This is a genomic window from Acetobacter tropicalis (assembly GCF_030644465.1).
Taxonomy (GTDB): Bacteria; Pseudomonadota; Alphaproteobacteria; order Acetobacterales; family Acetobacteraceae; genus Acetobacter; species Acetobacter tropicalis.
Genome location: NZ_JAUYUW010000001.1, coordinates 2,167,501 through 2,193,191, shown reverse-complemented (window position 1 = coordinate 2,193,191; position 25,691 = coordinate 2,167,501). Strand labels below are relative to the sequence as shown.

The following is a 25,691-nucleotide window of genomic DNA, read 5'->3' as shown; positions in this document are numbered from 1 at the left end:
TCAGGCGGAGGCGCGCCGTCGCCCCGTTCGCGGCGGAGCCGGTCGGTGGCCCAGAACGGAAGCCAGATCACCGTGGTTCGCCTCGGCTCCTGCTGTTTTGTCCGGACTTCCGGCAATCCGCAATCCTGCCTGTCCATTTCGTACCTCCACCTCGAAGTCGGCGCTTTCGCCGGATCGTGTCCGGATCAGTTCCAGCAACCAGCGGCTCTCCCCTACCCCCTGAACCGGCAGCGGCGCCGATGGCAGAAGCGAGACCCGCCAGCGTGTGGTGCTCGCCGTCGGCTGCCCGAAATCAGCGGCATCCCTCTGTCGTCTCCACCGTCGGAGGGCGAGACCGATGCCGCCACCGCTTTCAGCCGCGAGTTGCAACCGGCGCGAAGCCGTCATGGTCAGGCGACCGACTTCGGCGACCACCGCGCCCAGGCCCGGATGACGCAGTCCTTCCTCGAAACAGGCCAGCACGTCACGATCGGTGCCACTCTCGACAAAAAGCACCCGCGAGGGTGGAAGGCCAACCTGCTGAAGTGCGGGAGTAAACAGATCGGCAACTGTCACAATCCATAACACCTGACCTTGTGTACGTGCGGCGATACCGGCAGCAAAACGGGCGGCGGCAGCGGCGTTGAGGGCGTCGTTGCCGCCTCCAGCGATCTCATGCAGGGCTCCGAGAGTCAGCCCTCCACCGGGAAGTCTCCGGTCGATCTCCGCTAACCCAAAGGGCAGTGTGGCACGCTTGCGACTGGTCTGTCCTTCGAGACGACTGATCGCGGCCCGCAGCGTCTCCAGACCGGGTTTTTTATGGGTTTCAGCAGTCATGTCACGGCTCGGCGTCCCTTATGCAGGCAAATTTCCTGATTATATGTTCCTGATTTGTTCCAATCATGCTACGCAAGTCAATGCAAATTCGCTCTGTATCCGGCATGCTGGTTAGCGATGTTCGATCAGTATCGTTGATGAAAGTGCGCTAAGGAATTGAATCCAGAACCTTCTCCTGCTTCGGGCAGCGATGATTATCTGTCCCGTCTGAATGAGGCCCAGCGACAGGCTGTCACGCACGGGACCGGAGTCTCGACAGGCGGGGCGGATTCATCCCCGCTGCTGGTCATCGCCGGGGCTGGTTCGGGCAAGACCAACACACTGGCCCATCGGGTCGCGCATCTGATCGCCTCAGGGGCTGATCCGCGCCGCATCCTGTTGCTGACCTTCTCGCGCCGCGCCAGTGTGGAGATGACGCGGCGGGTAGAACGCATCTGCAAAACCGTGCTGGGCGACAAGGCCGGACCTCTCGCTGACGCGCTGGCCTGGTCTGGGACGTTCCACTCCATCGGTGCGCGGCTGCTGCGGGAGTATGCCCAGCAGATCGGCATGGATCCGGCGTTTTCGATCCATGACCGCGAAGATTCCGCTGACCTGATGAATCTGATCCGCCATGATCTGGAATTTTCCAAAACCGAGAAGCGGTTCCCCGGCAAGGGCACGTGCCTTGCCATCTATTCCCGTGTGGTGAATTCAGGCGCGCCGCTCGCCGATGTATTGCTGAAGCACTATCCGTGGTGCGCGGGCTGGGAAGCCCAGTTGAAACAGCTTTTCGCCGGTTATGTCACGGCGAAACAGGAGCAGAGCGTGCTGGATTATGACGATCTGCTGCTGTGCTGGGCGCAAATGGTCAGCAACCCGGTTCTGGCCGCAGATATCGGCGGCAAATGGGATCATGTGCTGGTCGATGAGTATCAGGACACCAACCGGCTGCAGGCGGAGATGCTGCTGGGCATGAAGCCCGATGGCCGAGGCCTGACGGTGGTGGGTGATGACGCGCAGAGCATCTATGCCTTCCGGGCGGCGACCGTGCGCAACATTCTGGATTTTCCAGTGTCTTTCGATTCCCCGGCGCGCATCGTGACGTTGGATAGGAACTATCGTTCCACGAAACCCATTCTGGATGCCGCCAATGCGGTGATCGGCGAGGCGACGGAGCGGTTCACCAAGGATCTGTGGACCGAGCGGGCTTCGGAGGAAAAGCCACGACTGGTCACTATCTGGGATGACACGGCGCAGGCCAACTACATTGCCGATCGAGTGCTGGAAGAGCGTGAGGCCGGAACACCAATGAAGCAGCAGGCTGTGCTGTTCCGGGCTTCGCACCATAGCGGCACGCTGGAGGTGGAACTGACCCGGCGCAATATTCCGTTCGTGAAATTCGGTGGCCTGAAGTTTCTCGACAGTGCGCATGTGAAAGATATGCTGGCGCTATTGCGTTTTGCCCAGAACCCACGCGACCGCATCGCGGGCTTTCGGGTATTGCAGCTTCTGCCGGGCGTGGGGCCGGGTTCAGCCCGGCGCGTGCTGGATACGATGGGCGAGAATGCCCATCCCTTCGAGGCGTTGAAGGATGTCAAAGCGCCACAGCGGAGTGGTGAGGTCTGGGCGGGTTTCGTGAATATGCTGACCGCTCTCGGCAGCCATCAGGTCGGCTGGCCGGGCGAGATTGCAGCCGCGCGGTACTGGTATGAGCCACATCTGGAGCGGCTGCACGAGGACGCCTCCACCCGTCTGGCCGATCTGGTGCAGCTTGAGCAGATTGCCGGAGGGTACCCGTCACGCGAGAAATTCCTGACCGAACTGACGCTGGACCCGCCGGATGCCACGTCCGATCAGGCTGGCGTGCCGTTGCTGGATGAAGACTATCTGATCCTCTCGACCATTCATTCCGCCAAGGGGCAGGAGTGGAAGAATGTGTTCCTCATGAACGTAGTCGATGGCTGCATTCCGTCTGATCTGGCGACGGGCGAGCAGGACGATATCGAGGAGGAACGCCGCCTGCTCTATGTGGCCATGACGAGGGCGAAAGACAGTCTCGATATCATGGTGCCGCAGCGTTTCTATGTGCATGGCCAGCACAGCCGGGGCGACCGACATGTCTATGCTTCACGTACACGCTTCATCGACCGGGACATGCTGCCATTGTTCGAAGCCGTGTCATGGCCTGTCGTGAAACCGGAAGAGCAGGCAAGGCAGGAGGCGGTGAAGTCGGTGCGGATCGATATGGCAGCCAGATTACGCGGCATGTGGTCGTAAGGGAGCAGGCGGATGTGCAATCTCTATTCCATGACTTCCAACCCGCAGGCGATCCGCGAGATCGCGAAAGTTCTTGAGGATCGCACGGGCAATCTCCAGCCGCTGCCGGAGATCTACCCGAATACGATGGCGCCGATTGTGAGGAACGGGGAAGGCGGTCGTGAACTGCTCATGGCCCGCTGGGGTATGCCGACTCCCCCCGGTTACCTGAAAGGCCATAAGGTGGATCGCGGTGTGACCAATATCCGCAATCCGGGATCTGCATGGTGGAAGCGCTGGGAAGGGGTGGAGCACCGCTGTTTGGTTCCGCTGACAGCGTTCTCGGAACCCGAGCGTTTGCCTGATGGGAAATCACAGCCTGTGTGGTTTGCCCGCAGCGACGGAGAGCCGCTGGCTTTCTTTGCCGGTATCTGGTGCCGATGGACATCCGTGCGGAAACTGGCTGATGGAGAGACAACGGATGACCTGTTTGGATTTCTGACCACCGAGGCAAACCGGGAAGTTGGAGCCATCCATCCGAAAGCCATGCCGGTGATTCTGACGCAGCCGGATGAGCTGGATGTGTGGATGAATGCGCCAGCAGAGGAGGCGCTGGGGCTTCAACGGCCTCTGTCAGATGGGCGTTTGGCCCGTCGTGAACCACCCTACCTCGTGGAAAATGGAAGCTAAAATGGGATCATACTTCTTGCATTTTTCATCCCGGATATAAGTAGAAAAGACGAGTGCAACAAAAATCCCAAGTATGCTGATCTCTCATCAATCAGAGTTAATCGTGTGGTGATCTCCATATCGTTGGGCTCATACTTCCCGAACGTGCGAGACATCGCCGCCATTGGTCGGCGGTGCAGAGGCCTGCCGGAAAGACGAACACACCAGACCCAAAGCAATCGCTACAATGCCTGTAGCGTGCCAGAGATGCAGACGTTCGTGAAGAAACAACGTCGAGAGTATGACTCCAAAGGCCGGGATCAGATGAATGCTCAGGCCTGCACGTTCCGCACCAAAAAATCTGACAGCGCGCATGTAGAGTAAATAGGCCAGAACGGACGGAAAAATGCCCACATATAAGGCAGCTGCGGCAAATGAAATCGTCCAATGAGCAGATGTCGCACTTATCGGAGCGATGAACCAGAGCGGCAACAGGAGGCAGACGCCGATCGTGATATGAGCACCCAGCACACCCAACCGGTCGAGGTCTGCCGGCAGGCGACGGATCCAGAGCGTGTAAAACGCAAAGCAAGCCATCGCAGCAAGGACAACAGCATCTCCCGGCACGAGCGCGAGGGCGCTCCATTGTGACCATTGGCCGTGCAGAACCAGCGTGAACACGCCCAACAACGAAAGTATCAGACCAGCGCCCTGAGCGAGTGTAAGTCGCTGCCGGTAAAAGATCGCACCGAAGAAAACAATCATGAGTGGTATCAGCGCGTTCATCAGAAGGGCGTTGCTCGCCGTGGTCGTTCGTACACCAACATAGATCAGGGCATTGAAGCCGACGATCCCTGTAAGCGCCGTCCCGAGCATAAGCCAGCGATGCTGCCAATAACGAGGAGCATCACGGCGCATGATAGGGAGCGCAAACGGCGACAGGCAGACAAAAGCAACGACCCAGCGGACGGTCAACAGGGTCAGGGGTGCGGTCAGATCGCGAACCGCACGGCTGACGATAAAATTTCCGGCCCAGAACAGCGGTGGCAATCCAAGTGACGCATACGCCATAACACGCTCTACGATGCGTGGAGTACGAATGCGGTTTGCGGTCATACGTCGTGGCTCGACGATACGATCCCAATATCAGGTCCCTCCACCCAACCGAGCGACAGAGCCTTCCTGCGTCGGATCACCTCTCGAATACGCACATCAAACGAACGCCCTGCACCGCTCCACGAAACAGACGCCTCACCCGTCAGATGCAGAAGATCACCGTTGTCGAAATTGATGAAGAGAAGACCAGCCCGAGGATTTTCCAGAAAGTTTCCAAACGTGTTGAAATAACGATTACCTGGGTAATCCGGAACAGTCAGGACATCACCGTTGAGCTGCACAAAACCTGATGGTCCGCCGCGATGCGAGACATCCATGCCGCCGTGGACGACAGACGATGCGCAGGAGGCGATGAAGAATGTGCTGGCGGTCATGATGACGTCGCGCGCCTCAGCGTCTGGTGCCGGATATCTCTCCACGGCACCGGGTAATCGAAGCAGCGATCGTGGCTCACGTGGGCGGATATATTTTGGACAGTTTCCGAAACTCTGCAGAACGCGCATCCGGATGCCGTCCGCGTCGTTCGCCAGAACGGTGCCGTTGGCGCGGTTGCGTCGGCGTGTCGCAAACTCGATCCCGAGGATCGCGATCGGGCGTTCCGGCGCCAGCGCTTCAGCCACAGGATCTCCTGATAGGGGATGCCAGGCGAGATGAAGTGTTATCTCGTCAGGACTTGAGAGAAAGCCGGGCACGCCGGTAGCAAGCGTTGCAACCGGCCAGCCGTCGGGAGAAAGGGCACCCAGCACGACATAAGGCAGCGATGCAAAGAACGTGCGATGCTGCTCTGTCATGAAGGAGCGAATGAAAGTGCTCGAAGGTGCGGCCACGCCAGCCAGTGCCTGCGCACGCCGTTCGCCCTCGTGAAATGCGGTCGCCGTGTTATCCATCGTCGTGATCCGTCATGTCGGAACTGAATGAGGCAAACATGCCACGTAGCATCTCCGAGCAACAATACAGAACGGTCCGTTTATTGGCTATTCACTTTCAGGGTTTTTCGCCTTCCTCCTTCCGTTTCTTGAGGAACACACGATCACGTTCGATGAACCGGGCCACCATAATTGGAACCAGACGGGCCGGGTTCTTGCCGACATTGGTGTCGTCGCCATTCTCCTCCGCGAGAAAACGGGCATACAGAAGAAGGTCACGATGAATGTCCGCGGGAAAGGCAATCGTCATCCGGACAGGACGACTGTCGGGAATTGCGGTGATACGAAGCTTATCCATTGCGATGTTCTCCTTTCGCAACATAAGGTTTGAGTATCAGGTCGCGCCCCAGCAGAAGCGTGAACGGCAGACCGGGACGGTCGGTGAGGGTTGGCTGAATATCGAGTGAGCGGTCGACCAGCCGGTATCCCACCTGAGAGAACCCGTTGCTGGCGCCACTGCGAATGGCCTGGGCGAGATTGTTCTCGCTCTGGCTCGTGCCAGCTTCCGACCCGACGCTGAGCAGCGTGGTCACCAGTGCGGCTTTGAACAACTGGCCCCAGTGGTTGTTCACCTCGTCCGACAGGCCGGACTGGCCGATCGCGTCGGCGCCGGGCAGTTTCTCCAGCACGAGGCTTTCGCCGTCCGGGAAAATCAGCCGGGTCCAGATGATCTGGGTGCGTTGCTGCCCGAAGGAAATGCCGCTGTTATAGGCACCGAACAGCGTACTGCCCTGCGGGATCAGGAGATAGCGCCCTGTCGGGCTGTCATAGACGTTCTGGGTGACGTGCCCGACGATCTGGCCCGGAAGATCGGAACTGATCTTCGTGTTCAGCGCGCCCGCAATGACCGTTCCGGCCTGAAGCACGTAAGGGGAGAGGAGCGGCAAAATCCGATCGGGGCTGATGGTCTGCCGGTCAGGTTGACCCGCGAGAAAGGCCCGGTTCTCTGCCTGTGGTCCGGTGCTGGTCGTTCCTGCACCCTGGCCAGGGGACGCTGAGGTCGCAGATGAAGCCGGCTGCACGTCATGCTGATCACGCACATCGACTGAGGCAAACAGTTTGCTGCCAATGGCGGCATCAATTTCCTGCTGAGCCCGACGCGCATCCTCGTTGCCGATCGCATTGGCAGGGATTGATTTGCCCTGCCGCTGCGCGTTGAGGATTGGCCTGCCCAGATCACCGGGAAGCGCGGGTCCGAGCCTGGGCACATTGGAATAATCTTTCGGGAGGTTGTCCAGACCTGCCGCAGATGGTGGGGACGCATTGTCCGGACCGACTGATGCTGACGGCGCTCGATGGCTGGCTTCCAACGCATATCCGAGGGCGAACGCCACGACGATGACGCCGATCCCCCCGAGTGACCAGATCACCGTCCGCGACAGACGCACGACGCGTGGACGCTCGGCACGCAGGCGCAGATCGGGTGGGGCCGGGTTTCCCCCATTGGGCGGGGCATTCTGATCAGGGCGTGGAGCGGTGTCCTGCCCTGCCCCCTCTTCTCTGTCCTCGCTCATGACGGCCGCCCGTCAGTGCGCACGATGCGCACGCGCTGCTCGCTGGTCTTGTCGCCGAGACGCAGCTCGGCCGCGGCGAACAAGCGGTCAACGATCATCCAGTTCTGGCGGACCCGGTAATTGACCAAAGCCGGGTTCCCGTCCGGCCCCAGCACGAAAAGAGGTGGCAGATCCCCCTGCCCGATCCCGCTCGGGAAAGCGATATAGACTTTGCGTCCGTCATCGAAAGCCCGCGAGGGCAGCCACGGGGGCACCCCGCCTTTTGCTGGCTGTATGGCGTAGCGAAAATGCAGATCGTCGAGATTCAGCCCCGCATCCACAGGAGCCTCTTCTTCGGCGTCGTCATTCTGACGGTGCAGCGCGATCAGATCGTCCTCGGGATAGTCCCACGACACGGACGCCATGTAGGTCGCCGGTGTGGAACGCAGTTCCGCCAGGTAGGTCCGGCGGTCGGTATTGACGATCAGATTGGTCGTGAGGTCCGGGCGGGTCGGTTTGACCAGGATATGGACACGTTTGGCAGTGCCACTGCCGCTTGACGTGTCACCGATAACCCAGCGCACGGTGTCTCCGGCCGCAACCGGACCGCTGCCAACGAGCTTCTCGCCCGGCTGGAGCATGATGTCGGTGATGTCGCCGGGCGAAGCATAGACCTGATAGAGCGCGCCGGGGCTGTAGGGATAGACCTGAACGGCATTGATGAAGCCCGCCCGCGTCGGCTGGATGCGCGCGGCCAGATTGGCCTGAATGACACGCGCGGCCGGGTCGGCGACGTCCGGTGCGACATGCCGGGCTTGAACTCTGCGCGGCGGTAGCGGTTTCAGTTGGCCCGGCAGCGGCAAAGGTCTGGCGACTTCCACCACCTGCACCGGCTTGGGTGGATCGGGCAGGCGTGTTGCCCGCATCGCGTCGTCATAGCGAATGGCGGGCGGATGATACTGTCCGGCACAGGCCGACAGAGTGAGCAGCGCCAGCGGCAGGGCGCGCAAGACCATACGGATCATTGTCCGAGTTCCTTCGACCAGTTGATGGCGGTGACGTAGATGCCGAGGGGATTTTTCCGCAGACGATCGGCCGTGCGCGGGGTGACGATCATGACCGTGAGGATGGCGGTCCAGCGTTCGGTTCCGGTGAAGGCGCCATCGCGATAATGCCGCTCGGTCCAGGCAACGCGGAAACTGCCGGGCGATGCGCGGATTACCGACGACACATCGACTTCGACCTGCTCATGACCGATCCGCGAGAATGGATCGTTGAGGCGGGCATAGTCGTTCAGCGCCTGTGCGCCGGAAATCATGGTGAACTCGTAAGCCTGCAGCCAGTTCTGCCGCACAACGACAGGATCGGCGGACAGGCCACGCACATCTTCGATGAAACGCGCCAGATACCACGACACCTGCGGATCCGTGGGGACATAGGACGTGGTCGCGGGGCCGATCACCTGTGTCTGCCCAAGCCTGTCGACCTGCACGACCCAGGGCACGATGGTCCCACGCGCGGACTGCCAGACCAGACCGACCCCGAGTGCTGCCGAGAGGAACAGACTGCCAAAAGCCATCAGCCGCCAGTTCCGGGCCTGCACCCGTGCGGAGCCGATCCGCTCGTCCCAGATCTGGGCCGCCTGCTGATAGGGTGTCACGGGCGCGGGCGTAATCCCGTACCGTGTGGTGGAGCGACGGAACATCATTGTTTCTCCGAAAGATCGATGGATGCGGATCCGCCGCCGCCATCGGCGGAGCGGATGACATGGGCCGCCTCGGCCGCGTGGGTCGCGGCATTGCGGCGCTTCATTTTTTGTGCCCAGCGCGGGGGCTTGCTGTCGGGACCAGAGGGAGGGCCGCCATTGCCGCCGCCGCTGCCGGACGAACCACCAGCCTCTCCACCGCCCCCACCTGAGGTGGCATCGGATGCGGATCCGCCGGTAAAGCGCCCCCCTGTCGCGGTGAAGGCGCTGCGAGCCCCGGCGCCGTAACTCTGTTTCATGGACGCTGCTGCGCCGGACGCCCTGCTCTTTGCTGCGTTCATGGCTGCAGCACCCGGCGCACGCGCGACACCACCGAGTCCGGCAGCCATGCGCGCTCCCGCACTCCCGCCAGCAGCGCTCATGGCACCCACGGAATAAGCGCTCGACGCCGCTCCCGCGGCAGCGGCCCCACCGCGTGCGGCAGCGGCCGTCGCGGCCAGAACCGCCCCACCACCGGACGCGATGGCAGCCGGGGCCGCGACAGCCGCCGCTCCCATGGCGCCGACCGCCATACCGGTGCCCACGGCGGCGCCTGCGCCAAGTTGTGGCGCGCCCGAGATCAGGCCGTTGGCGAGGGAGCCGCCGAAGATTGCGAGCCCGACCATGCAGAGTGAGGCCAGTACGACCGACAGCGCCTGCCCGATGGTCGGCGCACTGTTCCCGTAGGAGGTGGTGAGCTGTTTGAAGAGAACAGAGGCGATGGCGGAAATGACCGCCAGCACCATGATCTTCACACCGGAGGAGACAACATTCCCGAGAACTTTCTCGGCCAGAAAGGCCGTCCGGTTGAACAGGGCGAACGGGATCAACACGAACCCGGCGAGGCTGGTGAGCTTGAATTCGACAATCGCGACGAAAAGCTGCACCGCGAGGATGAAGAAGGCCGCCAGCACGATGAACCAGCACAGAAGCAGCACGAGGATCTGTACGATGCTGGCAATTGCGCCGAAGGAAAACACCAGTTTGCTGGCCGCATCAAGCAGCGGTTGTGCGGCGGAGAGGCCGGTCGCGGCCAGCCGTCCCGGATGCATGAAATCGGCAAGTGTCAGCGTTCCCCCGCCCGCTTTAAGACCGAGCGCGGCGAAGCTGTTGAAAACGATGCTGGCCAGGTGGCTGAAATGGTTGATGACGAAGGCAAAGAAGCCGACATAAAGCGTCTTTTTGACCAGACGCTGGACAATGTCCTCGTCCACCGCCCAGGCCCAGAACAGCCCTGCCAGCAGCATATCAAGGACGGAGAGCGATCCGGCGAGGGACACGACGCTGCCCCGCAGCAATCCAAAACCGGAATCGATGGTTGTCTCGAAGGTGTTCAGGAACCCGTCGATAATGCCGACATTGCTGGCGTCCATCGATCAGTCTCCCGAACCGGGAACAGAGACCGCCTCGGGGACATAGGCGTCGTACTGCGCAAAATGCTGGTATTGCGCCTCGGCCCCCGCTTCGTTCGCAGCCTGTCGGGCACGTTCCAGTTCAGCAGCCCGACCGTTGGCGGCCAGTTCCGCCTGAATGTCGGACAACTGGCGCGATTGCAGAGCCATAAGCTGGTTTCCGGCCTGCGCGGCCTGCAACGCGCCCGTAGAATTCTGGCTGGCGGAGACAAGCTGCGTCATGGCCGAACTGTCGGACGGGATGTTACCCACCACCCGGGCCTGGAGTTTCAGCGCATCCTCGAACCCGCCCACGGAATTCTGCCACCGCGTCTGCGCCTGGCTGAACAGGGTGCTGTCAGACATGCCAGACGAGACGGATGAGTAGGACTGCTGATATTGCTGCTCGACCGACTGCACGCTGTAGGCGATGTTCTGCGCCTGAGCCAGAAGTGCTGTGGTCTGGGAAACCGTCGATTGGAGCGTCGACAGTGTCGAGAGGGGGAGCGTCGCGAGATTACGACCCTGATTCACCAGCATCTGCGCCTGGTTGGCCAGTGACGTGATCTGGTTATCGATCTGCTGGAGTTCGCGCGCTGCAATCAGGATGCTCTGCACGTGATTGGCCCCGTCATACACCGCCCATTGGGCATGGGCTGGCGGGAGGGACGCAAAGGAAACGAGGCCAAGAGTCACGACACAGCCGAAGCGGACATGTTTTGCGCGAATACGGAAAGATTTTTCCGTCATGGCATACCTCCGTCCCGCAGAAGGTCGGCGGCCCATGTGACACCACGCGCCTCGAACCAGGCGGACAGAAAACCACCCTGCCCATGTTCCGCCAGCACAGCATCGATCAGCGTGTGATCGTCCTTCCCGGATGCGGCGCACAGGGCGAGCGCGACCGGCCCGAGCCCGAGTTCGAACAGACGGTTGCCGCGTTGCGTCTGGCAGTAATATTCCCGCTTCGACGCAGCACGGGCGATAATGGCGATCTGCCGGTCGTTGAGGCCGAAATCCCGATAGATGGCCATGATCTGCGGCTCGATCGCGCGCTCATTGGGCAGGAAAATCCGCGTCGGGCAGCTTTCCACCACTGCTGGCGCAATCGGGGAATTGGCGATATCGGACAGGGACTGCGTGGCAAAAATCACCGATGCGTTCTTCTTCCGCAGCGTCTTGAGCCATTCACGCAACTGACCGGAAAAATTCCCGTCATCGAGAACGAGCCAGCCTTCGTCGATCACCAGCAGGGTGGGTCGCCCGTCCAGCCGTCCTTCAATGCGGTGAAACAGGTAGGACAGGACGGAAGACGCGGCGCCAGAGCCGATCAGCCCTTCGGTCTCGAATACCACCACATCGGCATCACCCAGACGCTCGGTGTCAGCATCGAGAAGGCGACCGTAGGGACCGCCGAGGCAGTAAGGGGCGAGCGCTTGCTTCAATGCGTTGGACTGAAGAAGTGCGACCAGGCCCGACAGGGTCCGCTCCTCCTCCGGGGAGGACGCGAGGGAATTCAGGGCCGACCAGAGATAGGATTTCACCTCCGGCGTCAGCGCGATCCCTTCACTGACAAAAATCTGGCCCAGCCATTCGCTGGCCCATTTGCGCTCGTCCGGATCATCGATCCGCGCCAGCGGCTGGAGCGAGACACCAGGCAAACCGTCCACACCCGACTGTTCATCATCGGTCATTCCGCCACCGAGATCATGCCAGTCGCCGCCCATGCCGAGTGTTGCGGCGCGCATGGAGCCACCGAAATCGAAGGCGAAGATCTGCGATCCCACGTAGCGCCGGAACTGGAGCGCCATCAGCGCCAGCAGCACCGACTTCCCTGCCCCTGTTGGTCCGGCGATCAGCGTATGGCCAACGTCACTGGCATGCAGCGAAAACCGGAATGGTGTGGCTCCCGCCGTCCTGCCATAGAACAATGGAGGCGCCTTGAAATGGACATCCCGCTCCGGGCCGGCCCACACGGCGGAGAGCGGAATCATGTGCGCCAGATTCAGGGTCGAGACCGGGGGGAGCCGAACATTGGCATAAACATGACCGGGCAGACTGCCGAGCCATGCTTCGACCGCGTTCAGAGTCTCGGTCATACAGGTAAAGTCGCGACCCTGAATGATCTTTTCCACAAGACGGAGTTTTTCGGAAGCGATGCCGGCACTGCCATCCCAGACCGTGACGGTCGCGGTGATGTAGGCTTGCCCGACATCGTCAGCACCGAGCGACTGAAGCGCGAGGTCGGCATCGGCCGCCTTGTTGGCGGCATCATTGTCCACCAACACGGATGCTTCGTTGGTCATGACTTCGCGAACAATGGCCGCGATGCTCTTGCGTTTTGCGAACCACTGACGCCGGATCTTCGTCAGCACCTTGGTGGCGTCGGTCTTGTCCAGAAGAATGGCACGGGTGGACCAGCGATACGGCATGGCCAGACGGTTCAGATCGTCCAGAATTCCGGGAAAGGTGCGGCTGGGGAAACCCGTAATCGTCAGGGTTTTCAGGAAGGCATCGCCGAGTTTTGGCTCCAGCCCGCCCGACAGCGGCTGATCGACCAGCAGGGCATCCAGATGCATCGGGATTTCCGGCACCCGGACACGCTGGTTCCGGATGGAGATGGTACTGTGCAGATAGGTCAGCGTCTCGCCGTCATCGAGCCAGACTGCCTCGGGCATGAATCCATCGAGCAACGCCAGAAGACGGTCGCTGCGGTCAATGAAAGAATTCAGTATGCCGTGCGGATCCGGCCCGTCGTGCTCCCTGCCCTCATAAAGAAACCGTTCAGCGCGACCTGATGATTCCGCCGGTGGTAGCCAGACTACAGTCAGGAAATACCGGCTCTCGAAATGCGCGCCCTCATCCTCGAACTGTTCCCGGCGCTCCAGATCCACCATCTGGCTGGCGGCGTCGGGAAAATCGCTCTCGGGATAGATCGTCGCAGGCACGCGCTGCGCTTCTACGAACACTGCCCAGCCGGAACCGAGACGCCGCAAGGCATTGTTCAGCCGTCCGGTGACGCCGACAAGCTCGGCGGGTGTGGCGGAATCCAGATCCGGACCACGAATGCGCGCGGTGCGCTGAAAGGAGCCGTCCTTGTTCAGGACGACACCTTTTTCGACCAGCGCGGCCCAGGGCAGGTAATCCGACAGAAGTGCCGCACGATTGCGATATTCGCCAAGGGACATCATCGCCGTGCCCTCCTCATGCCCGGAACCAGGCGGGATAGCGGAGATGCCGCCGCCCCACTTCGACAAACAGCGGATCGCGCCTCGCACCCCAGACCGCGAGGCTGTGGCCTACGATCCAGAACACCGCGCCGACCAGCCAGAGCCGCAGACCCAGCGAGATCGCCGCGCCCAGCGTGCCGTTAGCGATCGCCAGCGTCCGTGGGGCGCCACCCAGCAGGATCGGATCGGTCAGGGAGCGATGCACCGGAACATGAAAGCCTGGCACCGCGTTGTCGTCATATCCCACCATCAGATCAATGCTCCCCCGGAGAAGGAGAAGAAGGACAGGAAGAAACTCGACGCCGCAAAAGCGATGGACAGACCGAAGACGATCTGAATCAGGCGTCGAAAGCCTCCCGACGTTTCCCCGAAGGCCAGGGTCAGGCCAGTCACGGTGATGATGATCACCGAGACGATGCGCGCGACCGGTCCCTGAATGGATTCCAGGATCTGGTTGAGCGGTTCCTCCCACGGCATTCCGGAGCCGGACGCCCAGGCGGAGGAGGTTGCAGCAAACAGCGCGATGGCCGCCATACTGGTCAGACGGGACAGGCGACTGGTATGGGCGCGCGTCATGACGCGCGCGGACAGGGTCTGCGACATCAGAGGGTGCTCTCAATGCTGGAAAGGTTGAAGGAATGTGAACGCCCTGCTTCGCCAGGCGGGGCATCAAACGAGGTCAGGCGGTAACGGCCTGTTGCCGGATCCAGTCCGTCCACCGTTGCAAGTTCCGTCAGCCGCCGCGCAGTCCCGCGCCCGGACAGCACGGCGATCACATTGATGGTTTCCGCGATCATGCCGCGCGGCACCGTCACCACAGCCTCCTGGATCAGCTGTTCGAGACGGTGCAGGGCTGCGAGCGCTGAGCCGGCGTGCAGCGTGCCGATGCCGCCGGGATGTCCGGTGCCCCACGCCTTGAGCAGATCGAGCGCTTCGGCGCCGCGCACCTCTCCGATGGGAATGCGGTCCGGACGTAGGCGGAGGGTGGACCGGACGAGGTCGGAAAGCGTGATGATCCCTTCCCGGGTCCGCAGGGCGACGAGATTGGGCGCCGTGCACTGCAATTCCCGCGTGTCCTCAATGAGGATCACGCGGTCCCTGGTCTTCGCCACTTCGGCCAGCAGGGCGTTGACCAGCGTCGTCTTGCCCGTAGACGTGCCGCCCGCAACGAGGATATTTCTACGCTGGACGACAGCCTCGCGGAGATAGGCCGCCTGTGCGACGGTGATGATCCCGGCGTCGATATAATCGTCGAGCGTGAATACGGCGACAGCGGGCTTGCGGATCGCGAAACTGGGCGCTGTCACGACCGGCGGCAGCAATCCCTCGAACCGCTCGCCTGTCGGGAGTTCGGCCGAGATACGGGGCGCGGCCTCATGAACCTCCGCGCCGACATGGTGTGCGACCAGACGCACGATGCGTTCGGCATCGGCTGCGCCGATCGTGTGCCCGGTGTCGGACAGCCCTTCTGACAGACGGTCGATCCAGAGCCGTCCATCGGGATTGAGCATCACCTCGACAACTGCCGGATCAGCAAGCTGTCTCGTGATCGCCTCTCCCATAGCCGTGCGCAGCATGGAAAAACCACGCGCCACGGCTTCGTTCGTCGTCGCATGGGTGTGCATTGTCGTCCCCGTTGTGGAAAGCGAACCGGGAGGTCCGGATCGCGACAGGGACAAATAGAGGAGGCACGCGTTTCCAGATCGCAACAAGAAATTCGGCCATCATCGTACCGGGGCGTACGAAAGCGTATACAAACTGGCAGAGGCGTAGACGGCTAAAAATTTGGCGTTTTATCAGTGCATTAGGCTTGAAACTTTTAATCCGGCGTTGTCAGGAATTACGGTGAGCCGAAGAAACCGATTGCAACGATGGCGATAACTGACTTCGCGAGCGTGAAACTTTTGAGCCGGGCCAAATATTAAGTATGGACGCGAGTATCAGGCCCCGCTCATCAACGGCAACGCGTATAGTACGATATTTGGATATGGCGAGTTTTTACTGTATCTGGAACTATAAACCGGCGCGTGATTGTACCCGACACGCTATACACCGACGAAGACGGCTGATTGGCAATATTTTCGGTGCGCCGAAGATCGACGTCACGCGGCGTCAAAAAGTTGCTCGGAAGGTGTGACCCGTGCTTGAATCGACAAGGCGCAAATCCGTTGGTGAAATACAGGCTTTCCGAAGCTTATAACGATTCACACCCTATATTGAGGACTACCCTATTGAGCAGCGACAAGGACATCATTCTCGGTCGTCTGAATGCGATGGCACAGATCGTGACGGCGCACCTTGCGACGACGAAAGTGGAGACCGACCAGCTTCCGGACCTCGTACGTCGGCTTTATGCGTCGCTTTCAGAGGAACAGCCTGTGCCGAACACGACAGGATCGGGAGTATCCCGGAAAACCAGCAATGTTCCCTCGCCTCCTGAAAAGCCTGAACCGTCCGCGACTGTCGACGAGGCGCCGGCGGAGGCGACGTCGCCGACAATTCTGACCGTCGAGAAAGAACAGCAGCCGGCCGTCCCGATTAAGGAATCTGTCTTTCCCGACTACATCATCTGCCTGGAAGATGGGAAACAGCTGAAATCGCTCAAACGGCACCTCGCGGCTGCCTTCGACATGACCATTGAGGATTACAAGGCCAAATGGGGGCTGCCTGAAGAATATCCGACCGTCGCGCCGAATTATACGGAAATGCGGCGTCAGGTTGCACAGAAAATCGGCCTTGGAAAGCGTGCCTCCCAGAGTGAGGACAAAACGGACCGCACCGACGCGTCTGCGCGGTCGGCCCCGGGGGCACCATCACCTACACGAAACAAGGCCAAGGGGGGCCGGAAGGAACGGTCAGCAGGGAAAGCGGATGAACATCGACTGGCCAACGCGTTCTCTCGCTGATCTGAGATCACGCGTGAGGATGGTTCGTCAGTCCTTTTTCACACCGGCGTCGCCGCCTTCATTCGCCTCACGTTCAATGTCTGTCCGGAACCGCCTGTCGCTGGCCAGCCGCCGTCCCAGCATCTCGACGAAACGGTCGTAGCGCTCCGCCCCCTGGGCACGAGCCGCTGCAGCCATGCTGTCAGAAAGACCTGGCATACTGGTGAACCACAGCCGGATGAACAGCGCGAGCGTCTCGACCGAGATCGACAGGTCGCGTTCGATCCGCGCCTGACGACGATCGAGCCGCTGCACGGCGGCTTCCAGCGACGCTTTGGGATCGCCACCAGCGCCTTCCGGGTCGAGCCACGCCGCAATCGCGGCTTCGGCCAGCAGGGAGTCCGACATCGAGCGTCGGGCAGCCTGCGTCCGCAGCCCCTTCCATAGATGCGGCTCCAGATAGACCGAAAGCCGCTTCTTCTTCTGGCGCGCGCCGCTCATGACAGCCCCAGATCATTGCCTGGATCAAGAGCCGCCTGACGGGCTTTGCGGGCCAAATCCGCCGTCAGCACGGCATGAAGGTCTTCCTCTTCCATCGGATCGCGTTCACGCTCGCGCATAGGCGCATCACGCGCGGGGTCCTCGTCGCCTTGCGGTGGCAGGTCGGGCTCCTCGGAAACGTCCATTTCCGGCTGACGGCGCGCCTCGGTGCCGACAGGATCTTCTTCCTCACCCGCCTCCTTGACCGCATCCTCTGGTGTGTCGGGCTTGACCTCAGGCTTTGATGGCTGCGGACGTGAGGTCCAGTCGTCGGGTGCGACCGGTAATCCTCGTGTCCCCGTCTCCGGCGCGGGCAAGAGCCGTTCCCGAAACCGGCTGTCACGAAAATATTGAGCCTTTTTTGCCCGAACGGGCGACATCCCCGAGAGCAGGACCAGTTCGTCGGTTGCTGGCAGCTCCTGAATCTCGCCGACGGTCAGCAGGGGTCGAGCACTCTCCTGACGGGACACCATGAGGTGCCCCAGCCAGGGTGACAGGCGATGGCCGGCATAGTTCTTCTGCGAGCGGATTTCGGTTGCGGTGCCAAGCGCATCGGAAACACGTTTGGCTGTCCGCTCATCGTTGGTCGCGAAGCTGACGCGAACATGGCAGTTGTCGATGATCGAGTTGTTCTGCCCGTAGGCTTTTTCGATCTGGTTGAGCGACTGGGCGATCAGGAACGCTTTGATGCGGTAGCCAGCCATGAAGGCAAGCGCGCTTTCGAAGAAATCGAGGCGCCCGAGCGCGGGAAACTCGTCGAGCATCAGCAAAAGACGCTGCCGCCCTTCTGCTCCGGACAGATCCTCGGTCAGCCTGCGTCCGATCTGGTTGAGCATCAGCCGGATCAACGGCTTGGTGCGACTAATGTCCGAGGGCGGGACAACGAAGTATAACGTCGTCGGCCGGGCCGGATTGACGAGATCGCCAATCCGCCACGTGCTGCGGCTCGTCACCTCGGCCACCACGGGGTCACGATACAGGCCCAGGAACGACATGGCCGTACTCAGCACACCGGAGCGCTCGTTGGGGGATTTGTTGAGCAATTCGCGCGCAGCCGACGCCACCACCGGATGGACGCCACGCTCGCCAAGATGGCGCGTGCCCATCATCACAACGAGGGTGGCCGCGATCGAGCGTTTCGGATCGGACAGCAGGCTGGCGACACCACGCAAGCTTTTGTCCGGTTCCGCATAGAGGATATGAAGAATGGCTCCCACCAACAGGGAATGTGAGGTTTTTTCCCAGTGATTGCGTCGTTCCAGCGAGCCTTCGGGATCGACCAGCACGTCGGCGACGTTCTGGGCATCGCGCACTTCCCACTCGCCGAGACGGATTTCCAGCAGCGGATTGTAGGCGCATGACGCGAGATTAGTGGGATCGAAAAGGATCAATCTGCCGAAACGGCCCCGGAACCCGGCCGTAATGGACCAGTTTTCGCCCTTGATATCATGGACAATGGCTGAACCGGGCCAGGTCAGCAACGTCGGGATCACCAGCCCTACGCCCTTGCCCGAGCGCGTCGGCGCGAAGCAGAGCACATGCTCGGGGCCATCATGCCGGATATAGTCGCGCTCCCAACGCCCCAGCACCACGCCATCCTGGCCGAGAAGTCCGGCCTGCTCGATATCGTCGCGTTCGGCCCAGCGGGCCGATCCATAGGTGGCTGTGCGTTTATGCTCCCGCGCGCGCCTGACGGACAGGACCACTGCTGTCAGGAAGGCGAGCACTCCGCCAGATCCGGCGATCCATCCGCCTTCTACGAAAATGTGTGGCGCGTAGGCATCGAACTCGTACCACCACCACGGAAACAGAAATGGCGGATAGAGCGGCCACCGTCCGGCCACTAAAGTCCACGGGGGACCGAGTTCCGGCTGGAATGCAAGCCGCCACGCGACCCACTGCGTCGCGGCCCACCAAGCCACAATGACAATCAGGAAACAGAGGCAAAGTTGCCCCCACAGGATACGAGAACCAGACATGAATTCCTCCCGAGTTGGAAGGAACTCTGCATGACGACACACCCTTCAGTTCAAGACTTTTCCCAGTCAACTGACGGCACGGGCGTGCGGAGGCGTAAACAAACTGGCGCGGGCGTAAGTAGCACTTCCAAACGCCTTCTGGCTTCAGGCAGACCCGGCAAGAGTCAGTTTTTTGTGGGTGGGTGCCTGCGGGTTTCATCGTCCAGCAGACGTTCCGCAGCGACCCACGCCTGATCCGCAGCATCTTTCTCGTCCAGCACATTCGCGGAGACAACCGCGCCATCAAGCAGGTAGATCATGAAGTGGGCAAGTTGTTCGGATCGCTCTTCCCGAACCCCGGCCGCTTCCAGAAGCGCCCGGATGGCATGGCGCAGGCTACGCTTTTGCAGTCGCGAAATCTCGGCAATCGCATCCTGCTTTCCTTTGTATTCTTCAGTTGCCCGAGAGAACACACATCCGGCAAAATCGGGCTGACGAAACCAAGCCGTATGCCAGTCAAACACCGCGCGCAGGCGGGCTCTCGGCTCCTTATGCGCGCTCACGGCCTCAATGAGCGAGGCCTCCAGCGTTTCGATATGGCCTTCCAGGAAGTCGGTCACCAGCCCCTCTTTGTTGCCAAAGTGGTAGTAGATTGCCGTTTTCGCGACCTGCGCGGTGTCGGCGATGTCATCGACACTGACCTGGTGGAAACCCGAACGGGCAAAGAGGGATCCCGCTGTCGTTAAGAGAGTAGCCCGACTATCCGGACCATTCCGCTTTCTGCGGAGTTTTTGCTGTGGCACGTCCATGACCTCACAGGAATTCGCATCAATCCGTCTCATTCATAATCGGAACGTTTTGTGCGTCAACAAGTTCAAGGCACAGATCAGGCCACAGCAATTCCCTTTCCACAAGTTAATAAAGCGATATCAAATGTACCGGTCGTTCATACACGGGACGTTATCTGATTAATTGACTGCCTCCAGGGCCACGGTCGGAACTGGTTTGACGGCTTTCATTTCGGCCAGTTGCCAGTCCCAGTACGCTTCACTGGAGTTCAGGCGCATCGCCGCACCCTCAAGCACAGATCGCGCTTCACCGGGATACCGCCGGAGAACAGGCACAATGACATTGTCAATCCAGCCATCGCCATGCAGGGCATCGACCTCGACATGCTCGCTGTAATAATCCAGAATCGACGGTTGATCGTTGCCAATACCGACGCGACGGCAACCCGAGAGCAATTTGGCGTATTGCTCGGGATCCGAGAGTTCCGTAATTGCAAGCGCACCGATCGAGCGGAAATATTCCCGCCGGTTGAAGGCGAAATAAAGCAGCAGATTATACCCCGAGAGGCCCTCCCAACCCAACGCATCGACAAACTGGGTCGGATTATCTTCAATCTTGAGATAGTCGAGCAGGTCGCGGTAGAGACGCACATGCGTGCGGGCTGGGTTACCCTGCCCCATCTCATCCCAGAAATTATGCGCGACTTCCATCCGGACATCTTCGTCGATACCGACAAGAGACAGCACGATCAGGTCATAAAAACGCATATTCAGCGCGTAATCGGTCGTAAAATACTTGATGATCTGCGGTCGTGACGCGTCGGTCTTCATGAAATCGAATACCGCATGGTTATACCCGGAATGGCTCTTCCAGAGGGACTTGATGGCGTCGCCAATTGCTTCCGGCTCGACATCGGCCGGGATTGGGCTGGCCTGGCTCAATTCCCACTCCATCCACGAAACTTCGATCGCACGGCGAGCTCGCAACAGTTCGATACTGTACTGGTTATCAGTAAGGCCCGGGTGGGGTCGGGAGAGATGCAAACCATACAGGTCATGCAGCACGCGATGAACGGTCTTCCGTGCGGCAAGGTCGCTCTGTGCAAACGCCATATCACAGCACCGATGCGCGAGCGCCTCCAACTGACCCGAGGCTCCGCGAGAGGCAAGGAACGTATCCGCGTTGTCGTTGGAAAGTGCATCATTCACCAGACGGCGCAGTGCCTGCGGTGTATCGTCAGCGATGTTGATCTCCGGTCGCGCAAAAGCAGCGCCGCCAGCATGTGTCAGCATAAAGCAGTTCCTTGCAATGTGTGTACAATCTGGAAACAGCTCGCGACCTGTATGTTGCACAGTGACGAAACGGTCCGTTTTGAGTCAAGAAAAAAGACCGTACTGACGCGTATTCGTCATAATTGCAGAGGCAGAACCGAAGGCCTAGCCGCAGGTATAATGCTTTTGTGAAAGTACGATCCGCGCAGTATGTTGTTTTTAGGTAGTTTTACAGCCCCCCGTGGTCGGAGGCAGCATAAAGCCGCGGCACTTCGAATCGCACTGACTGTTCTGTTCCTGATCCAGTCAGCGGGAAATCTCACAAGAACGTGAATGTTTCGAGCGTAAAACGCCACGCCACGACCGACAGGGGCACGCCCCGACCCGCCACGATACTCCTTACCACATTGTTTTATTGCGGTTTTCTATTTTCCTGCGTGCCGATGAGAGGCACGATGGCACACATCTGAGCTTCAAGAAAAGGCAGGACGATGCGCGCAAAAGACGCTACAGTGTCGACATCGCCCCGTGTCATTCTCGACCCTACCGGTCATGGAGACGGTAACGGTGAGGGTCTGCGGGCGCTGATACGAGCCCTCGCCCGGCAGGCGGCGCGGGATTACATTGAACATGAAAACGGACCGATCCGTACACGATCGGAGGACTAACAGGAGGTCTTCATGAAGGTCGCGCTCTACGCCCGCTATTCTTCTGACAACCAGCGCGATGCCTCCATTGAGGATCAACTGAGGCTGTGTCGGGAATATGCTGCCCGTCAGGACTGGAACGTAGTCGACAGCTACAGCGACAGAGCCGTCTCTGGTGCCTCCCTGCTTCGTCCTGGTATTCAGGAACTGATGCAGGACGCACAGCGCGGGAAGTTTTCGATCATTCTCGCCGAAGCCATGGACCGTCTTTCGCGCGATCAGGAAGATATCGCCGGGCTGTTTAAACGAATGAAGTTTGCCGGGGTGCGGATCATCACGCTTTCAGAAGGCGACGTCACCCAACTCCATGTCGGGCTCAAGGGCACCATGAATGCCCTCTTTCTGCAGGATCTGGCAGACAAAACGCGGCGCGGCATACGGGGACGCGTTGAAGCCGGTAAATCGGGCGGCGGTCTGTGCTATGGGTATGACGTCGTCCGAAAATTTGACGCTGCCGGCGAAGCTGTCCGCGGAGAGCGGTCGATCAACATCAGCGAAGCCGCGATCGTGCGGCGCATCTTTCGTGAATATGCAGACGGCAAGGCGCCTAGGGCCATTGCGCTCGATCTGAATGCGGAAGGGATTGTCGGACCATTGGGAGGTGCCTGGGGACCATCCACCATCCACGGCAACCGTGACCGCGGCACCGGCATCCTCAACAACGAGCTTTATATTGGCCGACTGATCTGGAACCGCCTTCGCTATCTGAAGGATCCGGAAACTGGCAAGCGCGTCTCGCGCCTGAATCCAGAAAGTGAATGGATTCTGCAGGAGGTTCCTGAACTTCGAATTGTCGAGCCTGACCTATGGGAAGCGACCAAGGCCCGTCAGGCAACGACAACGTGGTCGCAAAAGACACGTGGTGACGGCGTCCATCCTCTGAACAGTCTCAAGCGTCCTCGTCACCTCTTCACTGCGATGACACGCTGCGGCTGCTGTGGCGGTGGTTTTTCAATGATCTCGAAAAACCTGCTTGGCTGCTCGACTGCGCGCAACAAAGGCACTTGCGACAATCGCATGACCATCCGGCGGGACATGCTCGAGAAGTCTGTACTTAACGGGCTACGGACGCGCCTCATGGACCCCGCGCTGTTCAAGGAGTTCTGTGATGAGTTTACTCGGGAGGTTAACCGCGTGAGAATGGAGCGCGGCGCAGATCTCGCTGCGATGCGCACGGAACTACCCCGCGTTGATCGCGAACTGGACAAGGCGATCCAGGCCATTCTCGACGGCGTACCCGGCGTCAAGCTGAAGGACAAGATCGGACGGCTGGAGGCCCGCAAGGAAGAACTGACGGCTCTGCTCGCCGATGCACCCCAGCCACCTCCTTTGCTGCATCCAAACATGGCTGTGATCTACAGGGAACGCATCGAAGCCCTTTACGAAAACCTTCAGAAGGAGGATGCGAGCCTTGAGGCCATCGAGAGGCTGCGCGCTCTGGTCTCACGGATCAAGCTGATTCCGCTGGACGGCGAGCTTGCCATCTTCCTCGAAGGAGACCTCGCTGCAATTCTGAACTTCTCGTCCAACAAAAAAAGCGCCGCAGTCCATCCGGACCACGACGTTCTTCAGTCGTTCATTGAACAGGATACATTGGTTGCGGGGACCTGCAACCGAAGAAAACTGCGCTCTTCAAGTAATGAGCAGGCTACATTGGTTGCGGGGGCAGGATTTGAACCTGCGGCCTTCAGGTTATGAGCCTGACGAGCTACCGGGCTGCTCCACCCCGCGTTTGTGTTGATTTTTGGGTGATTTGGAAGACCTGGCGGCGACCGACTTTCCCACGACTTAAGCCGCAGTATCATAGGCGCTGGGGGTTTTCACGGCCGAGTTCGGGATGGGATCGGGTGGATCACTCCCCGCCATGGCCACCAGGTCATCCAAATCACCCTTGAGTTGGGGTGGTGTGGACGGTTGGGTATGATGAAGTATGACGTTTTGCATGGATGATTTCTGTGCACGGGCCGTTCTTTTAAGGGAACGGTAAGAGAGTGAGCCTATTGGGCGATTAGGACCAGTTAGCTGCACGCATTACTGCGCTTTCACACCTGGCCTATTGACGTGATGGTCTATCACGGCCCTTGGGGAGACCTAGTTTTGAGGTGGGTTTCCCGCTTAGATGCTTTCAGCGGTTATCCCGTCCACACTTAGCTACCCGGCGGTGCCGCTGGCGCGACAACCGGTGCACCAGAGGTGTGTTCATCCCGGTCCTCTCGTACTAGGGACAAATCCTCTCAAGTCTCCAACATCCACGGCAGATAGGGACCGAACTGTCTCACGACGTTCTAAACCCAGCTCACGTACCACTTTAATCGGCGAACAGCCGAACCCTTGGGACCTGCTCCAGCCCCAGGATGTGATGAGCCGACATCGAGGTGCCAAACCTCCCCGTCGATGTGGACTCTTGGGGGAGATCAGCCTGTTATCCCTAGAGTACCTTTTATCCGTTGAGCGATGGCCCTTCCACGCGGGACCACCGGATCACTATGGCCGACTTTCGTCTCTGCTCGAGCTGTCACTCTCGCAGTCAGGCGGGCTTATGCCATTGCACTCAACAGCCGGTTTCCGACCGGCCTGAGCCCACCATCGCGCGCCTCCGTTACACTTTGGGAGGCGACCGCCCCAGTCAAACTGCCCACCATACAGGGTCCCGGATCAGGCTAACTGACCGCGGTTAGACATCAGAAAAATTCAGGGTGGTATTTCAAGGATGGCTCCACGGGAACTGGCGCCCCCGCTTCAAAGCCTCCCACCTATCCTACACAGAATGTCTCTGATGCCACTGTAAAGCTGCAGTAAAGGTTCATAGGGTCTTTCCGTCTGACCGCGGATACCCCGCATCTTCACGGGGAATTCAATTTCGCTGAGCCGATGCTGGAGACAGCGGGGAAGTCGTTACGCCATTCGTGCAGGTCGGAACTTACCCGACAAGGAATTTCGCTACCTTAGGACCGTTATAGTTACGGCCGCCGTTTACCGGGGCTTCAATTCAGTGCTCTCACACCTCCTCTTAACCTTCCGGCACCGGGCAGGCGTCAGGCCCTATACGTCGTCTTTCGACTTCGCAGAGCCCTGTGTTTTTACTAAACAGTCGCTACCCCCTGGTCTGTGCCACCCGCCAATGGTTGCCCACCAACGGGTCTCGCTTATCCCGAAGTTACACGAGTAATTTGCCTAGTTCCTTCAGCATCGTTCTCTCAAGCGCCTTGGTATTCTCTACCAGTCCACCTGTGTCGGTTTCGGGTACGGTCTATACGCCAGAGCTATTTCCTGGAATGCGCAAAAAGCCAGTCCAATCCGATAAGGACTGACAACATCTTGCATTCGTCACTTCTGGCAGGTTCAGGACTATTCACCTGATTCCCATCGACTACGGCTTTCGCCCTCGCCTTAGGGGCCGACTAACCCTGCGTGGATTAACCTTGCGCAGGAACCCTTGGACTTTCGGCGACAGTGTTTCTCGCACTGTTTGTCGCTACTCATGTCAGCATTCGCACTTCCGATATCTCCAGAGAGGGTCACCCCGTCTCCTTCACAGACTTACGGAACGCTCCGCTACCGCGCATATCATAGATATGCACCCACAGCTTCGGCACGTGGCTTGAGCCCCGTTACATTTTCGGCGCAGGGTTTCTATTAGACCAGTGAGCTATTACGCTTTCTTTAAAGGATGGCTGCTTCTAAGCCAACCTCCTGGTTGTTTTGGAATCCCCACATCCTTTCCCACTTAGCCACGATTTAGGGGCCTTAGCTGGTGGTCTGGGCTGTTTCCCTCTCGACAATGGACCTTAGCACCCACTGTCTGTCTGCCAGGCTATACTTCCGGGTATTCGGAGTTTGGTTAGGTTTGGTAAGGCTTTGGGCCCCCCTAGCCCATCCAGTGCTCTACCCCCCGGGGTAAATACCTGACGGTCTACC

22 protein-coding genes, 1 tRNA gene, 2 rRNA genes and 1 pseudogene (1 of these 26 running past the window's edge) are annotated in these 25,691 nt (G+C 59.8%); 5 read left to right on the top strand and 21 right to left on the bottom strand.

Going from position 1 to position 25,691, the window contains the following annotated elements; all coding sequences use genetic code 11:
* Window positions 1–816: an ImuA family protein gene (locus tag QWU00_RS09900; RefSeq protein WP_228120624.1), complete on the bottom strand. Its 816-nt coding sequence runs from the start codon at window positions 814–816 to the stop codon at window positions 1–3.
* A 156-nt stretch (window positions 817–972) separates the two neighbouring features.
* Between QWU00_RS09900 and QWU00_RS09895 the strand changes: the two genes are divergently transcribed.
* Together QWU00_RS09895 and QWU00_RS09890 are read left to right on the top strand one after the other, a co-directional pair.
* On the top strand, window positions 973–3,075 hold the full coding sequence (locus QWU00_RS09895; protein WP_052051223.1) for an ATP-dependent helicase: 2,103 nt from the start codon (window positions 973–975) through the stop codon (window positions 3,073–3,075).
* A 12-nt stretch (window positions 3,076–3,087) separates the two neighbouring features.
* The gene (locus tag QWU00_RS09890; protein WP_035378708.1) at window positions 3,088–3,744 is read left to right on the top strand and encodes an SOS response-associated peptidase; all 657 of its coding nucleotides are present in this window, start codon (window positions 3,088–3,090) and stop codon (window positions 3,742–3,744) included.
* Window positions 3,745–3,873: 129 nt separating this feature from the next.
* On the opposite strand, the gene QWU00_RS09885 is transcribed toward QWU00_RS09890, so the two are convergent.
* The 12 genes from QWU00_RS09885 to trbB form a co-directional block, all read right to left on the bottom strand.
* On the bottom strand, window positions 3,874–4,839 hold the full coding sequence (locus QWU00_RS09885; protein WP_035378710.1) for a DMT family transporter: 966 nt from the start codon (window positions 4,837–4,839) through the stop codon (window positions 3,874–3,876).
* Window positions 4,836–5,726, bottom strand: coding sequence for a pyridoxamine 5'-phosphate oxidase family protein (locus QWU00_RS09880; RefSeq protein ID WP_035378712.1), 891 nt, complete (start codon window positions 5,724–5,726; stop codon window positions 4,836–4,838). Before QWU00_RS09880 ends, QWU00_RS09885 begins: the two co-directional genes overlap by 4 nt.
* 97 nt (window positions 5,727–5,823) lie before the next feature.
* Window positions 5,824–6,063, bottom strand: a complete 240-nt coding sequence (locus tag QWU00_RS09875) for a DUF2274 domain-containing protein (protein WP_035378714.1) — start codon at window positions 6,061–6,063, stop codon at window positions 5,824–5,826.
* Entirely contained in the window at window positions 6,056–7,279 is a 1,224-nt protein-coding gene (locus QWU00_RS09870; protein WP_035378715.1) for a TrbI/VirB10 family protein, read from the bottom strand. Before QWU00_RS09870 ends, QWU00_RS09875 begins: the two co-directional genes overlap by 8 nt.
* Window positions 7,276–8,283, bottom strand: coding sequence for a P-type conjugative transfer protein TrbG (trbG, locus tag QWU00_RS09865; RefSeq protein ID WP_035378717.1), 1,008 nt, complete (start codon window positions 8,281–8,283; stop codon window positions 7,276–7,278). Before trbG ends, QWU00_RS09870 begins: the two co-directional genes overlap by 4 nt.
* Window positions 8,280–8,963, bottom strand: a complete 684-nt coding sequence (gene trbF, locus QWU00_RS09860) for a conjugal transfer protein TrbF (RefSeq protein WP_035378719.1) — start codon at window positions 8,961–8,963, stop codon at window positions 8,280–8,282. Before trbF ends, trbG begins: the two co-directional genes overlap by 4 nt.
* Window positions 8,963–10,375, bottom strand: a complete 1,413-nt coding sequence (gene trbL, locus QWU00_RS09855) for a P-type conjugative transfer protein TrbL (protein ID WP_035378721.1) — start codon at window positions 10,373–10,375, stop codon at window positions 8,963–8,965. The genes trbF and trbL overlap by 1 nt, the downstream gene beginning before the upstream one ends.
* Before the next feature lie 3 nt (window positions 10,376–10,378).
* Window positions 10,379–11,143, bottom strand: coding sequence for a P-type conjugative transfer protein TrbJ (gene trbJ, locus QWU00_RS09850; protein WP_035378723.1), 765 nt, complete (start codon window positions 11,141–11,143; stop codon window positions 10,379–10,381).
* The gene (trbE, locus tag QWU00_RS09845; RefSeq protein WP_035378725.1) at window positions 11,140–13,584 is read right to left on the bottom strand and encodes a conjugal transfer protein TrbE; all 2,445 of its coding nucleotides are present in this window, start codon (window positions 13,582–13,584) and stop codon (window positions 11,140–11,142) included. Before trbE ends, trbJ begins: the two co-directional genes overlap by 4 nt.
* A gap of 13 nt (window positions 13,585–13,597) precedes the next feature.
* Window positions 13,598–13,873: a VirB3 family type IV secretion system protein gene (locus tag QWU00_RS09840; protein WP_035378726.1), complete on the bottom strand. Its 276-nt coding sequence runs from the start codon at window positions 13,871–13,873 to the stop codon at window positions 13,598–13,600.
* Window positions 13,873–14,226, bottom strand: a complete 354-nt coding sequence (locus QWU00_RS09835) for a TrbC/VirB2 family protein (RefSeq protein WP_052051224.1) — start codon at window positions 14,224–14,226, stop codon at window positions 13,873–13,875. Before QWU00_RS09835 ends, QWU00_RS09840 begins: the two co-directional genes overlap by 1 nt.
* Window positions 14,226–15,248 carry a P-type conjugative transfer ATPase TrbB gene (trbB, locus tag QWU00_RS09830; protein ID WP_035378729.1) on the bottom strand — a complete coding sequence of 341 codons (1,023 nt, stop codon included), beginning with the start codon at window positions 15,246–15,248 and terminating at the stop codon, window positions 14,226–14,228. Before trbB ends, QWU00_RS09835 begins: the two co-directional genes overlap by 1 nt.
* Window positions 15,249–15,854: 606 nt before the next feature.
* Between trbB and QWU00_RS09825 the strand changes: the two genes are divergently transcribed.
* Window positions 15,855–16,529, top strand: coding sequence for a MucR family transcriptional regulator (locus tag QWU00_RS09825; protein ID WP_052051225.1), 675 nt, complete (start codon window positions 15,855–15,857; stop codon window positions 16,527–16,529).
* 27 nt (window positions 16,530–16,556) lie between these two features.
* Here the strand turns inward: QWU00_RS09825 and QWU00_RS09820 are convergent, their stop codons facing one another.
* The 5 genes and pseudogenes from QWU00_RS09820 to QWU00_RS09800 all read right to left on the bottom strand — a co-directional run bounded on the left by QWU00_RS09820 (window position 16,557) and on the right by QWU00_RS09800 (window position 21,087).
* Entirely contained in the window at window positions 16,557–17,009 is a 453-nt protein-coding gene (locus QWU00_RS09820) for a hypothetical protein (protein WP_035378731.1), read from the bottom strand.
* Complete coding sequence (locus tag QWU00_RS09815) at window positions 17,006–19,027, bottom strand: conjugal transfer protein TraG (RefSeq protein ID WP_035378733.1); 2,022 nt, start codon at window positions 19,025–19,027, stop codon at window positions 17,006–17,008. Before QWU00_RS09815 ends, QWU00_RS09820 begins: the two co-directional genes overlap by 4 nt.
* 164 nt (window positions 19,028–19,191) lie before the next feature.
* Window positions 19,192–19,626, bottom strand: coding sequence for a TetR family transcriptional regulator C-terminal domain-containing protein (locus QWU00_RS09810; RefSeq protein ID WP_231551622.1), 435 nt, complete (start codon window positions 19,624–19,626; stop codon window positions 19,192–19,194).
* Between the two features lie 9 nt (window positions 19,627–19,635).
* Window positions 19,636–19,815 (bottom strand): annotated as a pseudogene (locus QWU00_RS09805) (TetR/AcrR family transcriptional regulator); the annotation flags it as partial.
* A gap of 159 nt (window positions 19,816–19,974) precedes the next feature.
* Window positions 19,975–21,087, bottom strand: a complete 1,113-nt coding sequence (locus QWU00_RS09800; protein ID WP_035378738.1) for an iron-containing redox enzyme family protein — start codon at window positions 21,085–21,087, stop codon at window positions 19,975–19,977.
* Window positions 21,088–21,578: 491 nt separating this feature from the next.
* On the opposite strand from QWU00_RS09800, the gene QWU00_RS09795 reads away from it, so the two are divergent.
* Both QWU00_RS09795 and QWU00_RS09790 read left to right on the top strand, forming a co-directional pair.
* Window positions 21,579–21,734 (top strand): hypothetical protein, encoded by a 156-nt coding sequence (locus tag QWU00_RS09795; RefSeq protein ID WP_156105403.1) that lies wholly within the window; start codon window positions 21,579–21,581, stop codon window positions 21,732–21,734.
* A gap of 12 nt (window positions 21,735–21,746) precedes the next feature.
* Window positions 21,747–23,471 (top strand): recombinase family protein, encoded by a 1,725-nt coding sequence (locus tag QWU00_RS09790; RefSeq protein ID WP_081938986.1) that lies wholly within the window; start codon window positions 21,747–21,749, stop codon window positions 23,469–23,471.
* Here the strand turns inward: QWU00_RS09790 and QWU00_RS09785 are convergent.
* The 3 genes from QWU00_RS09785 to QWU00_RS09775 form a co-directional block, all read right to left on the bottom strand.
* Window positions 23,428–23,504 (bottom strand) — tRNA-Met (locus QWU00_RS09785). The genes QWU00_RS09790 and QWU00_RS09785 overlap by 44 nt on opposite strands.
* Window positions 23,505–23,533: 29 nt before the next feature.
* Window positions 23,534–23,649 (bottom strand): 5S ribosomal RNA (rrf, locus tag QWU00_RS09780).
* A 111-nt stretch (window positions 23,650–23,760) separates the two neighbouring features.
* A 23S ribosomal RNA gene (locus tag QWU00_RS09775) occupies window positions 23,761–25,691 on the bottom strand (it continues 810 nt past the right edge of the window).